General features: G+C 46.2%; 10 protein-coding genes, 1 tRNA gene and 1 pseudogene. 7 read left to right on the top strand and 5 right to left on the bottom strand.

The features are described 5' to 3' along the window. Positions 1-109 precede the first annotated feature (109 nt). The 3 genes from QUB04_RS05630 (at position 110) to QUB04_RS05620 (ending at position 3,357) form a co-directional block, all read left to right on the top strand. On the top strand, positions 110-1,528 hold the full coding sequence (locus QUB04_RS05630) for an ATP-binding protein (protein ID WP_333282013.1): 1,419 nt from the start codon (positions 110-112) through the stop codon (positions 1,526-1,528). Then, a complete protein-coding gene (gene xth / locus QUB04_RS05625; protein WP_333282009.1) occupies positions 1,525-2,310 on the top strand; it encodes an exodeoxyribonuclease III in 786 nt (261 codons plus the stop codon). The genes QUB04_RS05630 and xth overlap by 4 nt, the downstream gene beginning before the upstream one ends. A gap of 171 nt (positions 2,311-2,481) precedes the next feature. Then, complete coding sequence (locus QUB04_RS05620) at positions 2,482-3,357, top strand: SDR family oxidoreductase (RefSeq protein ID WP_333282006.1); 876 nt, start codon at positions 2,482-2,484, stop codon at positions 3,355-3,357. Positions 3,358-3,675: 318 nt separating this feature from the next. On the opposite strand, the gene QUB04_RS05615 is transcribed toward QUB04_RS05620, so the two are convergent. Both QUB04_RS05615 and QUB04_RS05610 read right to left on the bottom strand, forming a co-directional pair. Next, entirely contained in the window at positions 3,676-4,797 is a 1,122-nt protein-coding gene (locus QUB04_RS05615) for an EAL domain-containing protein (protein ID WP_333282003.1), read from the bottom strand. Between the two features lie 621 nt (positions 4,798-5,418). Continuing rightward, positions 5,419-5,492 (bottom strand) — tRNA-Pro (locus tag QUB04_RS05610). A gap of 91 nt (positions 5,493-5,583) precedes the next feature. Here QUB04_RS05610 and lipA point away from each other — a divergent pair. The 3 genes and pseudogenes from lipA to sigC all read left to right on the top strand — a co-directional run. Then, positions 5,584-6,459, top strand: a pseudogene (lipA, locus tag QUB04_RS05605) (lipoyl synthase); the annotation flags it as partial. 331 nt (positions 6,460-6,790) lie between these two features. Beyond that, the gene (locus QUB04_RS05600) at positions 6,791-6,979 is read left to right on the top strand and encodes a hypothetical protein (protein ID WP_333281999.1); all 189 of its coding nucleotides are present in this window, start codon (positions 6,791-6,793) and stop codon (positions 6,977-6,979) included. A 507-nt stretch (positions 6,980-7,486) separates the two neighbouring features. Continuing rightward, entirely contained in the window at positions 7,487-8,752 is a 1,266-nt protein-coding gene (gene sigC / locus QUB04_RS05595) for an RNA polymerase sigma factor SigC (protein WP_333281996.1), read from the top strand. Positions 8,753-9,084: 332 nt separating this feature from the next. Here the strand turns inward: sigC and QUB04_RS05590 are convergent, their stop codons facing one another. After that, a complete protein-coding gene (locus tag QUB04_RS05590) occupies positions 9,085-10,299 on the bottom strand; it encodes a transposase (RefSeq protein WP_333281993.1) in 1,215 nt (404 codons plus the stop codon). A 282-nt stretch (positions 10,300-10,581) separates the two neighbouring features. Between QUB04_RS05590 and QUB04_RS05585 the strand changes: the two genes are divergently transcribed. Beyond that, complete coding sequence (locus QUB04_RS05585) at positions 10,582-11,109, top strand: transcriptional repressor (protein ID WP_333144703.1); 528 nt, start codon at positions 10,582-10,584, stop codon at positions 11,107-11,109. Positions 11,110-11,286: 177 nt separating this feature from the next. Here QUB04_RS05585 and QUB04_RS05580 read toward each other — a convergent pair whose 3' ends face one another. Together QUB04_RS05580 and QUB04_RS05575 are read right to left on the bottom strand one after the other, a co-directional pair. Further along, positions 11,287-12,867, bottom strand: a complete 1,581-nt coding sequence (locus QUB04_RS05580) for a peptidoglycan-binding protein (RefSeq protein WP_333281990.1) — start codon at positions 12,865-12,867, stop codon at positions 11,287-11,289. Positions 12,868-13,397: 530 nt separating this feature from the next. Beyond that, entirely contained in the window at positions 13,398-13,574 is a 177-nt protein-coding gene (locus tag QUB04_RS05575) for a hypothetical protein (protein WP_293253839.1), read from the bottom strand. Positions 13,575-13,659 lie beyond the last annotated feature (85 nt).

Raw genomic sequence — 13,659 nt, 5'->3', positions numbered from 1 at the left:
TTTTTCCATCCCAACTAGGTCATAAAAAGTCACATTTAGTTGGTTGCTAGTGAAAAAGTCATATTTAGTTGGGTTACAATCAGGTCAACCCCTTGCATCTACGTGACCGATGGACGTTGAAGAAGCTTTAGAATTTGTAGACCATCTAGCTTTGACTACTACGGGAAAACACTTAGATAGTCTGCAAAAAGCTATATTGCGTGGCACTTGGAACAATCAGAAATATAAAGAAATTGCACAGCATCACAACCGTTCAGAGAAATACGTTAAAGAGGTTGGCTTTAAATTATGGAAACTTTTATCAGTTGCATTAGGCAAGGAACAAGTATCTAAAGCAAATTTTAGAGCAAAGCTGGAAAATTTACAAGTTTCCAATGTCTCACTCGTCGGGAATGGCTGTATTCATATTCGTAACATCTCCGCAGATACTTTTTACTCTCCCAAAGTCTCACAACCTGAACCGCAAGACAAGGATAACTTTCACGAAAAAACTAGCAATTCCGAACCTAAAATACATTTAGATTTAGCTGATGCACCAGAACCCAACCTATTCTATAACCGCACATCTGAACTCACCACCCTCGAAAACTGGATTTTAGGCCGCACCCGCCTCATCACCATCTTAGGCTTATCCGGTATTGGCAAAACCGCCCTTACTCTCCAACTAATCTCACAAATTCAACACGAATTCGATTACATCATCTGGCGAAGTCTCCGCAACTCTCCACCCCTAGCATCACTGCAAACCGACTTAATTAAATCCTGTAGGGGCGGTGCCCCCGTGCCCGCCCCCTCCGTGCCCGCCGCCTATCCCCAAGAAAGGGCAACCACGGGGGGATTGCCCCTACTAGAATATTTACGATCGCACCGCTGTCTCATCATCCTCGATGATATCCAAACCATCTTCAGCAGCGGACAACTCGCAGGAAATTACCAACCTGGATATGAAAATTACGGCGCATTCTTCAAACAAATAACAGAATCATCCCACAACAGTTGCTTAATCCTCCTGAGTTGGGAAAAACCCAGAGAAATAGCCGCCTTAGAAGGCGAAAACCGCCCCTGCAAATCTCTGCAACTCAACGGTTTAGGCCCCGAAGCACAAGAAATATTCAGAGAAAAAGGTTTAGCAGAACCGGAGAAATGGTCAGAACTGATCGACCTTTACCGAGGCAATCCCTTATGGTTAAATATAGTTGCCACATTCATTCAAGACTTATTCGGCGGTAGCGTTTCCGAATTCCTCTCCTATGATACCCTATTCTTAGGAGACTTAGAATCACTCCTGCACCAGCATTTCGATCGCCTAACCGCATCCGAACAACAGGCGATCGCATGGCTAGCAACTACCCCCGAACCAGCCGACATCTCAAAAATACCAGAAAACCTGCAACTATCACCGCCAGAACTCTTGAAAGTCATGCAATCTTTAGGACGACGGTCATTAGTTGAAACAGTAAAACATAACGGGCGATCGCACTTTACGATCGGGCCAGTAATCAGAGAGTATATAACAAACAAAAAATGAAAATCGCCACCTGGAACGTCAACTCAATTCGCACCCGCCTAGAACACGTTACTAGCTGGCTGCAAACCAACTCCCCAGACGTTCTCTGCCTGCAAGAAACCAAAGTTCCCGATAAAGACTTCCCCCTAGAACCCTTCACCAACCTCGGCTACAACTGCTACATTTCCGGTCAAAAATCCTACAACGGCGTCGCCATTTTTAGCCGATCGCCCATGTCGGAAATCAGCACCGGATTTGCCCCCATTCTCGGCGACGAAACCGCAGGTATTTTTGACGAACAAAAACGCCTAATAGCCGGGGTTATAGACGATATTTGGATTATTTGCGTATACGTTCCCAACGGTTCCGAAGTCGGCAGCGAGAAATATGAGTACAAACTAAAGTGGCTCAAACTGCTGCAAGAATACCTCAAAATAGCACTAGATAAATCCCCCAAATTGTGTATTTGCGGCGACTTCAACATCGTCCCGGACGATCGAGATATCCACAATCCGAAAGCCAATGCTAACTCGGTCGGCTTGTCTGTTGCCGAGCGCCTAGCACTAACAGAAATCATAGAATTAGGATTAAACGACCCCTTTCGCAAATTCACCACAGAAGGCGGTCATTATAGCTGGTGGGACTACCGCGCCGCCGCATTTCCCCGCAACAACGGCTGGAGAATCGACCACCATTATCTCAGCCCTCCCCTGTACGAACAAGCAAAAAACTGTACAATAGACATTGCTCCCAGAAAATTAATCAAACCCAGCGACCACGCCCCCGTAATTGTCGAAATTTGATTTATAAGTTATAAGGTTAATAACAATTGACATCTTGCCCCATTCTCAATAAGCCTTGGATGGGCGGGCAGGATGCCCATCCCACAAGAAAATTCAATCGTTGTGGAACAGGCATCTGGCCTACTATTGAGAAAAGTGCAATATGTAAGTAACAACCAACAACTAAAAATCATGTTCTTAGTAACCGGAGCAACAGGCGCACTAGGCCGCCGAATTGTACGAGAAATCAGACAGCAAGAAAAGCCTGTCCGCGCATTCGTTCGCCTCGCATCTCGCTACTCTGAACTAGAAAACCGAGGCGCCGAGATTTTTATCGGCGACTTAAAACAAGACAAAGATATTAAAAAAGCCTGCCAAGGAGTGCAGTACATCATCAGCACCCACGGCACCGGCGGCGACGTTCAAGCAGTACACTACCGCGCTAACATAGAATTGATCGACTGCGCCAAAGAAGCGGGAGTGCAGCACTTCGTCTTTGTTTCGGTACTGGGAGTCGATCGAGGATACGAAGATTCCGCAGTATTCAAAGCCAAGCGAGAAGTTGAAAAATACCTGCAAAACAGCGGATTGAATTATACAATCTTGCGGCCTGCCGGTTTTGCTTCCAGCTTGTTACCGCTAGCAGAAAGATTTCGAGAAACCGGACTTTACCTGCTGATTGGCGACGGCAAAAACCGCACCTCTGTTGTCAGTACCGACGACTTAGCAAAGATTGCAGCAGACTCGCCAACCGTCGAAGGCGCCCGCAACCAAATTCTGCGAGTCGGTGGCCCGGATGTGCTGACAAGAGACGACATTCCCCGCATTTTTGCACGCTTATTCAAGCGCGAACCGATGGTAATCAACCCGCCACTGATGGTGTTTGACGGTTTGAGAAATGCGTTGGGTTTATTGAATCCTCAAGCTCAAAAAGACTTAGGAACTTTGCGGGTATTGCTGGGTAACGAGTATTTCTGCACTCCCGAAGAAGTGCAAAACTTGGAATCAATCTACGGCATGAGAATGGAATCCTTAGAAATGTTTCTGCGGCGCAATTTGAGCGTTTAAAATGCTAGTAATTCTCGTTACCAGCCTCTGCCTGGTAATGAAGATTCGGAGGCTCTGCCTCCAAATTGTTGTCTCACTTGAATGGAGGCAGAGCCTCCCGATATGCGTTCCCAGGCAGAGCCTGGGGACGAGCAAATCGCCACTGAAAACCATTTCTTCTCGTTACCAGGCTCTGCCTGGTAATGAAGATTCGGAGGCTCTGCCTCCAAATTGTTGTCTCATTTTAATGGAGGCAGAGCCTCCTGATATGCGTTCCCAGGCAGAGCCGGGGAACGAGCAAACGAGCAAATGTAGCCCCAAATCGCAACTGAAAACCATTTACGCAGAAATAGGTAGTGCTTTAGCACCAATATAACTCGTAACTGCGATCGGCGGAGAAGTCGGCTTAGCAATCAAATAACCTTGAACAAAAGTTGCTCCCCGTTCCCGCACCCACTCAAACTCCTCCAAAGTTTCCACACCTTCAGCAACAGTTTTAATTTCTAATTGAGCGGCAATTTCTAACATCTTTTCAGTAATTAGGGCCTTATAATAATCTTGATCGACGTTGCGAATCAATTGCATATCCAACTTAATAAAATCTGGACGCAGTTGGTGCATCAAATTTAAATTAGAAGAACCGCTGCCAAAATCGTCCAGGGCAATTAAAAATCCCGCCTCTCGGTAAAACCTCAGAATATTAATCAAGTGATCGATATCAGGAGGGTGCTGAGATTCCGCTACTTCAAAAACAATATTGCTGTGAGAAATTCCTGCTTCATCAATAGCCTGTACTGTTCTTCGCAGGCACGTAGCAGGATCGTAAACTGAAGTCGGAGAAAAATTAATAAAAAGTAGTTCTTTGATATTGTAAACATGGGCTTCGCGGATAGCGCGAGTCCGGGCTAAAACATCTAGTTGAAAAATTAGACCTGCTGATTCAGCTTGGGCAAAAATCCGACCCGGATAAATTAAGTTTCCTTGCTCGTCAATTCCTCGGAGGAGCGCTTCGTGGGCAAAAATTTTAGAAGTATCTGAGGTATAAACAATGGGCTGAAAATGTGTAGTAATGCGTTCTTCGGACAATAAATCTAACAGCCAATCAGAGTTACTCAAATTAATAAAACTGTCTAAGGAAGTGCTGCGATAAAAATCGCTAAGTTGTGGCTGTTCAACTTCGGGCATCCACAAAACTTTTGTCTCTTTCAACTCTTGAGTTGTCAGCAGCGATGATGCTAGGGCGTTAAACTTTTCTTTGGCTATTCCCTCAAGCATAACGTACAAACACTTGCTCTCTTCTAAAAGCTTGAATTCAAGTTTAGCCTTAGCTAGTGCCGAAATAACCTTGGTCAGCGTGTGCGATACTGGAAACCACAGGTATAGACCTCCCCTGCCCTCTATTTTTTCGGGTACTGTTTCGCAGCGAGAGCAGGAGCCGAAGGCTTTGCCACTTATTTGCATTGGAATATCCTCCGGTTTTTGGGTTAATTTTAGACAAGGTAACAATTAACTTCTATTATAAGCTTATTCAGCTATTAATTCATCTATCTCAAGATGTAAATCTTAATGAACTTGTATTTAAGAATTATTCGGGCAGTATTTATACTTACATCGGGTTTCAAGCCTTGGTCAAAGTTCTCCGCATTGAGCAAGTACCTGTGATTAAACACAGTCCCCAATCATCACAGAGGGAGAAGGCAAAGGCTTGTTCTCTCCTCTCTAATGCTGCTCTGATTGTTTACGTTTTATTCTATAATTCCCTCTGCCAAAACAGTGGCTACAGTTGATTTTTTAGCAAAGGGGAATTAACACGCCCGTGAAGCGCAGCTACCCCGTAGGGAATGGCCCGATCGACTAATTTATGCGTACCACAAATCTACACACCCGGACGATCGCCCAAAACAAACTCACTTGCTGGGGCATATCCCATTTAATTTTATAATCGGGATGACAGGATTTGAAGCAGTTTTGGAGATACTCAGCTACTTAGAAGAGTCGGACTGAGCGAAAGATGAGCGGAAAGTCAAATGTCCTAGAGGGCAATAAATCTGAAACCCGTTACCCGTGAAGAGTTAAAAGCAATCGGGATGACAGGATTTGAACCTGCGACCCCCTCGTCCCGAACGAGGTGCGCTACCAAGCTGCGCTACATCCCGAAATTAGTCACTAGATTTTAAGCTTATCACATTCAAGTAAAAATTTAGCAACCTCGTATATAATTATTTGTAAAACACTACTCAGGCGGAGACAGACGTGACAGTTAAGCCCCAGTGGTTGCGAGTTAAAGCCCCCCAGTGGGAGCGCGTCGGCAACGTCAAAGAAATTTTGCGGGATTTATCCCTGAATACGGTTTGCGAGGAGGCGTCGTGTCCGAACATCGGCGAATGCTTCAACGCAGGTACTGCGACTTTTTTGATTATGGGCCCGGCTTGTACCCGCGCCTGTCCTTACTGCGACATCGATTTTGAGAAAAAGCCCCAACCTTTAGATCCCACAGAACCCCAAAGATTGGCCCAAGCAGTGCAGCGGCTCAAACTCAACCACGTCGTGATTACCTCTGTCAACCGGGACGATTTGCCGGATGGGGGCGCGTCTCAGTTTGTCGAGTGCATTCAAGCAGTGCGATCGGCGATGCCCGATACAACTATAGAAGTTTTGATTCCCGACTTGTGCGGCAACTGGCAAGCTTTAGAAATCATTCTCGCAGCCGGGCCAGAGGTACTCAACCATAATACCGAAACCGTAAAGCGACTTTACCGCAAGGTGCGGCCGCAAGGAAAGTACGATCGCACCTTGGAACTATTGCAGCGAAGTCGCGAACTCGCACCTGGGGTTTACACCAAATCCGGCATCATGGTGGGACTCGGAGAAACAGACGCCGAAATTCGGGAGGCGATGCAGGACTTACGGGCTGTCGGCTGCGATATTTTAACAGTTGGACAGTACCTGCAACCGACTCAAAAGCACTTGAACGTCGAAAACTTTGTGCCTCCAGAACAGTTTGATGCTTGGAGAAAGTTTGGCGAATCTTTGGGATTCTTGCAAGTTGTCGCTTCTCCCTTAACTCGCAGTTCCTATCACGCCGAACAGGTGAGGGAACTGATGAAACTTTACCCACGCTAGCAATTTTAATTTGAGTTGACTCGCGCCCATTGGTGACAAGTTAAGACTTAACTGCATTTGTCAATCAGTAATATTACTCAAAAAAAACTGCTTTTTTAGGAGTGGAAAATTTACGATTTGAGAGGGAGTAAATATAAATATCATGGGAGGCATGATTCCTCGATCGCCCATATCTCAGTTTTATGCCCAAAATCCGAGTAAATGTTGAGCATAATTGCTGATTGACAATGCTTTCTTAGCTTAACTTGTTACCAATGACTCGCGCCTGATCGCACCATTCTCACTAAAACCCGATCAACGGGGTAACAGCGAGGAAAAACTTGCGCTTTATATGCAGGCCTTGGGCAAAAAACCCCCGGTTTTAGATGCTGGTGTTCTGGGCGTGATGTTAAGCTGGAAGCAGCAGCCAACACCAAAACAATTATCGGTCGATCGCCGCCTCAAAGTCGCGACTTACCCAAAAGAGATCCAGAAACCGGGTTTCTTCCTCAAACTTCTAGGTTTTAATCCCGAAATTTGAGAAAGAAACCCGGTTTTTGCGTCAGCCAATAACTCGGTACTGCGGACTATAGCAACTCTGAAGCTCATATGCTGTAATGGATTAAAGTTCTGCGCTCACAACAGCGTATTTAATCAAGAGCGCCGAGTTATATAAAGTTTTATTAAAAAAATGGCTAATTTTCCGAAGTGATCGGGAACCAGGTTATTGGTGATGAAGATTAACTTAACTTCTGACTAACGTCACTTGTTTCTAGCCAGTAACTATCTATACTAGCTACATAAACAAAGAAGTAAAGCACACTTTTCCGGCCTTCAACCTGTTACATCAGAAAGTTCTTAGCGTTTTCCTGAATCTTGGTAAAACAAGTGGGGCAGCAAAAGTTCGATCGAACAACAGCAGAAAAGTCAGAAAAGTTACTAAAGAAACACAAAGCGGTGATGCTTCGTCTTAACCAAATGGGCATCTTAATTATAAATAACCGCTAAGCGTAGCATCTTTTCACCCGGAGCCACTGAGAAAATCACTATGCCAGCCACCTCTTTTTACGCTGAAGCTGAATTCGACGAACAACTGCAAGTCAATCCCTTGCAAGGTGATGTGTTGGATGAAGATGCTGAAGAAGCTGGAGACGAACTGCTCGACCAAGACCCAGCAGAGACAGAAGATGCAGACCCAGCAGCCAAATTGCAAAAAAATGCAAACCGTCGCACTACAGATTTAGTGCGCCTGTACCTCCAAGAAATAGGTCGGGTTCGTCTCTTGGGTAGAGACGAAGAAGTCTCGGAAGCTCAAAAAGTTCAGCGCTATATCAAATTGCTGGAATTACGTAACACCGTCGCCTCCCAGGAAGAAGGACTAATTGGACGCTTCGTGCATTTAATAGAAGTGCGCGATCGGTTATCCGCACAGTTGGGACATAAACCTTCCCTGGAACGCTGGGCATTAACCGCCGGTGTCGGTGACGTGCCAGAACTCAAGCGAATTATGTCCGAAGGCAAGCGCCAGTGGGCCGAGTTAGCCGAGATGACGGTGGAGACGATCGAAAGAATTCAAGCTGAAGGCATCGAAGCTAAAGACCACATGATTAAGGCGAACCTGCGCCTAGTGGTTTCGGTGGCGAAAAAATATCAAAATCGCGGTTTAGAATTGCTCGACTTAATACAAGAAGGTACTCTCGGACTGGAGCGAGCTGTAGAAAAGTTTGACCCGACGCGGGGCTATCGGTTTAGCACCTATGCCTACTGGTGGATTCGGCAGGGAATTACGCGGGCTATCGCCACTCAAAGCCGCACCATTCGCCTCCCCGTCCACATCACCGAAAAACTTAACAAAATCAAAAAAGCCCAGCGCAAAATTTCTCAAGAAAAAGGTCGGACAGCTACGATCGAAGACATCGCTGTCGAGTTGGACATGACAGCGCCCCAAGTCCGAGAAGTTTTGCTGCGAGTTCCCCGTTCTGTTTCTTTGGAAACTAAAGTGGGCAACGAAAAAGATACAGAGTTGGGCGACTTGCTCGAAACCGACAGCATCTCCCCAGAAGAAATGCTGATGCGAGAAGCTTTGCACCGCGACTTGCAGCAACTGCTGGCAGATTTGACCAGCCGCGAGCGAGATGTAATTTTGATGCGCTTTGGTTTGGGTGACGGACACCCCTATTCGCTGGCCGAAATCGGTCGCGCCCTCGACTTGTCCCGCGAGCGCGTCCGCCAAATTGAAGCCAAAGCTTTGCAAAAACTCCGCCAACCTAAGCGTCGCAACCGCGTCCGCGACTATCTGGAGTCTTTGACTTAAATTGAGCAGGTCAGTCAGCGCGATTAATCAGGGAGCAAGGCATTTGGCACTTGTGCAGAAGGCATGAGGCATTCGGCAGAAGTAAAAATATTTACTTCTCAACAACTTCTCTGTCCTCTGCAGCAAGTCAATCGATTTTAGATTTTAGATTTTAGATTTTAGATTTTAGATTTTAGATTTTAGATTTTAGATTTTAGAATTGACCCCACGCATAAATTCGGGGGGCAAGTTTCATCCGATACAGGTTTTTTATTTCTGGACGCATGAATCACGTGGCGGGTATCTTGGATGCTTTCAGTCATAAAGCTGGTTAAAATTGACACTCCCCACGGCTAGAAGCCGGGGGATTCTTGCTTCACAGGGATTCCAATGAATTTACCCTCAGCCAGCATCTTCACCGTATGCCCTACGGCTGCAAGTCCTCTCGTTAAAACTACTTGAGCGGAGGCTACATCTCTATCTGTTATATACCCGCAGCTTGAACAACTGTGAGTGCGTTCTGATAGGTCTTTTTTGCCTGTTTCTGTACCGCAATTTGGACAAATTTGACTTGTTTTTCTGGCATCTACTTTTTGAAAGTACACACCACGTTTAAAACAAGTTTGTTCGAGAATGTTGAAGAATTGACCAAAACCAGCATCTAAACAATGCTTGCCCAAGATTCCTCTCGATAACCCGACCAGATTCAAATTCTCGACAAAAACCATCCCTGCATCATTGCAGATTTTGTGTGATAGCTTGCGATGCCAGTCTTTTCGGCAGTTGGCTACGTACTCGTGCAGCAGTGCCACTTTTTTCTGAGCTTTCTTCCAATTATTTGAGCCTATGCGTTTTCTACTGACACTCTGTTGCAGTAATTTAAGCTTGCGTTCTGCATCAATAAAAAACTTTGGACGTTTAATTAGAAGCCCATCCGAAGTTGCAATAAAATTAGTCAAGCCAACATCAAGCCCCACTGGGTTTCCATGTGGAATAATATCGGGGATTGAAACGTCCCATTGCAAAGCTAGCATTGCATACCAGCCAGACACACGGTTAACTACGCGCACTTGTTTTAGTATTGCATCACTTGGTATTTCGCGACTTTGGCGAAACTGCACCCAGCCAATCTTAGGTAGTTTAACAGCACTATTTTTGATAGGTTCTACTCCCATCTGAGGAAATACAAAAGAGCGCATCTTTCCAAGTTTTTTGAAGCGAGGAAATCCGTGTTTTTGTTCCCACATATTTACAAATGCGCCTTCAAGCCGTTTAAGAGTTTGTTGCAGAACGTGCACTTGAACTGCTTTGAGTGCTGGTATAGTTGCTCTAGCTTGAGTTAAACCCTTACACTGACTGGCGTAGGTCGGTCTGGGTATGGAGGCGGGAATTATATATTCAGCGCGAATTGAGCAAGCGTTAATTTGACAACTACGAGATTTAAACCAATCTTTGCGCTCTGCCAGCGACCAGTTGTATACACGACGGCATGGTTCTACCCAATCTTCAAAGATTGTTACTTGTGCTACTGTGGGCTTAAGTTTGAATTCGTAGGTCAGATTGAACACTTACTTTACCTCCTTGACCTATTCTACTCTTTTCTTGAGTTATCGACTGAACGTTTTTTCAAGAAATACAAGAGAACAAGAGCAAAATATTCAAGGCGGTTGAAACCGCTACCGACTTATCCCCACGTAAGACAGCCGGGGGCTTGTGTCTCGCTTTTCGGTCAAAAAATATCAAAAACCAAATTTTTTCCTCAATCTTTTTTCAATAAGCTGCGATATTTGCAAAATATCTCGATCGTTGTGTATTATTGTCAATAGGCAGACTTTCTTGAGAGGGTCACTATGGCACTTTATACCGCGTCCTCATTCAAATCCGAACTCAATGACAAAGGCTGGCGGATGACTCCCCAACGGGAAACCATCTTGCACGTGTTTCAGAACCTCCCCAAAGGCAATCACCTGAGTGCGGAGGATTTGTACACTTTGTTAAAAAATCGCGGCGAAAACATTAGCTTGTCCACCATTTACCGAACTTTAAAGTTAATGGCAAGGATGAGCCTCCTCCGCGAACTCGAATTAGCAGAAGGTCACAAACACTATGAAATAAACCAGCCTTACCCGCATCACCACCACCACCTAGTCTGCGTTCAGTGCAACAGAACGATCGAATTTAACAACGATTCGATTTTGAAAATTGGCATGAAGCAAGCTGAAAAGTCTGGTTTGCACCTGCTAGACTGCCAGCTAACCATTCATACGGTGTGCCACGAAGCTTTGCGGATGGGATGGCCGTCTTTGGTTTCCAGCAATTGGTCTTGTCCGAGGTCGATCGCCCAGAACGGCAGCAGCGCCCCGGATTTAATCGAGTGACATTACACTATTTTCGCATTTCAAGTACGACTTGTTACAAGTTTTAACAAAAATCGGTAGCCCAAGTGCGATCAGAGTTACGCAGAAACCGGGTTTCTTAAGAAAAATACATCATTTCAGGAATGAGTCGGAAACAAGAAACCCGATTTCTTTGATGTAGCGTCCGCAAGCCTGGGGCTAAAAAGTTTGGCTCAACAAATCGTCGCTGCTGACCCCGTAACTGCGCTGAGCTCGATCGAGGGCATCTCTCGTCGAAGTATCCAAAACTCCGCTGATCGAGCCTGTGTAAAAGCCGAGGTCTTGCAGCCGCCTTTGTAATTGCTGAATGCTCGATCGAGAGTTGAAACTGCTGCTAATTGGAACAGCAGGAACAGCTAGCCGCCCAGCTAATCCGTTTTGGATCGCAGCCAAAGTCGCCGGAGTGGCAATACCCGTCGCCGGTGACAAATTGCGTTCCTGCTGAAACGACAGCACCGCAAACTCGGTCTCGGCTCCAAATACTCCGTTCACCGGGCCGGGGTTTTTGCCCAGACTTCTGAGCGCAGACTGAAGTTGTCGGACAGCAGGCCCAGTATCGCCCCGTCGCAGACCAGCGGCGATTTGCTGCGGCACAGGCGCTGCGGCCTGCCTGTTGCCTTGCCGCAAAGCCGATCGAGTGCTGCGATCGACCCTTCCAGTCCCGAACATCCCGCTATCTCTCTGAAAGCGGATCAAAGCTGCCTGAGTTGGTCGATCGAACCAACCGTGAATCTGGCTCCTGTAATAACCCAATTCTTGCAGCCGCCGCTGCACAAATTCTACTTGTCGGCCTCTGTCGCCCAACTCCAGAAAATCTCCGGCATTACTCTGTTGGTCATTTTCCTCAGTCAATGAGGTAATTTGAGCTGCTCTCATCTGGGCATCGATAGCAGTCAAAGTAGCAGTATCAGCGCAGCCGTCAGAAACGAGATTGTAATCTTGCTGAAAACGAGTCACAGCATACAGAGTGCGTTCGCGAAACTTGCCGTCAACGCCGCCTTCAAAATAGCCCAAAGCTTTTAATTGCCGCTGGATCAAGTCTACCGTCGCCCCTCTGTCCCCGAACCGCAGCCCCTTGCAACCGCCATTTCCCGAAATATCCCCTGGCAGCGTAACGGGGGGAACCGGTCGGGTGGAACCAAACAGCAAAGCTAAAGTTTGCCTATCGGCAATTCCAGTTACCCGCAGTCGATTTATTCGCTGGAAGTATCTAACCGCATTTTGAGTAACTTCGCGAAAACTCCCTGTGGGACGCGCGTTGAAGTAGCCTAGCTGCTGCAACCTGCGCTGGAGTGCGGAAACATCTGCACCCGCGTCTCCAAAACGCAGATCCCGATAATTTGTATATATAGTATTAAAAGGTCGATCGTCATCCCCGGCAAAACTGTTGAGTGCTATCACAGTAGCTCGATCGGGCCTACCAGTCAGCGACAGTTGATAGTCTCGCTGAAAGTTAGTCAGCGCTTGTTTTGTTACCGGGCCGAGTTGACCTGTCGATGATCTGGGAAAATAACCGAGTTCCCGCAACCTGTCTTGAACAGAGCGCACATTTGGATATCCCGGATCTATTTGAGCAAAAGCCGAACCGGCTGCACTCAAAACCGACAGCATCAAAGCCAGAGACAGCAAACGGACGTAAGTCTGACTCGATAGGTTTTGCCACTTGGGCTCATCAAAAATTTTCGACTCTGGGGGTGCTTCGCAAACAAGAGCAAGTTCGAGGTAAGCAAGAGATTCCATAATTTTTTAGTGTGAAATTGTGGGTGGATTGTGTGAGCAAACTGCCAAAAATCATTTTTAGCACGCTTGGCTTGGATTCTATCAACGCTAAGTTCTACTGGGAAAGCGCGAAGCACCCGTTTTTCTAAAAAATTTACCGTCAAAAATAATTACAGGTAACAACCAAGATAGCATCGCTGCTTCTAGAGACGCGAGACTCAACAAAAAAGTTTGCAGGCATAGTCTTAGCCTTTAAGCCCGAAAGAGAATAAGTTCTGGGGTAGTGGTGGCTAATATTTTATCTGGCGGCCACAGAAATTACCACAAGACTTGGGCGCAGGTTGTCCTCACCTTAATTTGTTGTCTGGTAAAGAGCCTGAAATCGCAGGTTTTTTGTTAAGAAACGCGGTTTCTTCATGTGGCGAGTGCGTCTAGGAAAGTACCGCTGATTAACCAAAAAACTAGCCACTAAAAATCCCCACTTTTGCTAGTTGCAAATAGGGCGGGGATTTTTTGATAAGTTGACTTTGTAGTGAAAAATCGACCCTCGCTTAAATTAAGCCGAACCGATCGCAAATTACAGCTACTCCCGCTGCAAAAACAGTAATTGCGAGGGCTACCAGCGGGTTTTGCCCTCTGCTAACCGCAAAAGAGGTAACGACCCCAGCTCCCAAAGCCGCAGTAACAGCAGCAGTCGCCAAATCTCGATCGGGACGTTTGTCGTACATATTTTTTATTGTTGGTAGCTGTTAAGCTGAAAACTTACATCTTGTAATCCAAGCTACCACTCTTGCCTGTTCGGCGGTGACAACA

The sequence above is a fragment of the Microcoleus sp. D2_18a_B4 genome, assembly GCF_036702475.1.
In the GTDB taxonomy this organism is placed as follows: domain Bacteria; phylum Cyanobacteriota; class Cyanobacteriia; order Cyanobacteriales; family Microcoleaceae; genus Microcoleus.
This window is presented reverse-complemented; position numbering and strand designations above follow the sequence as displayed.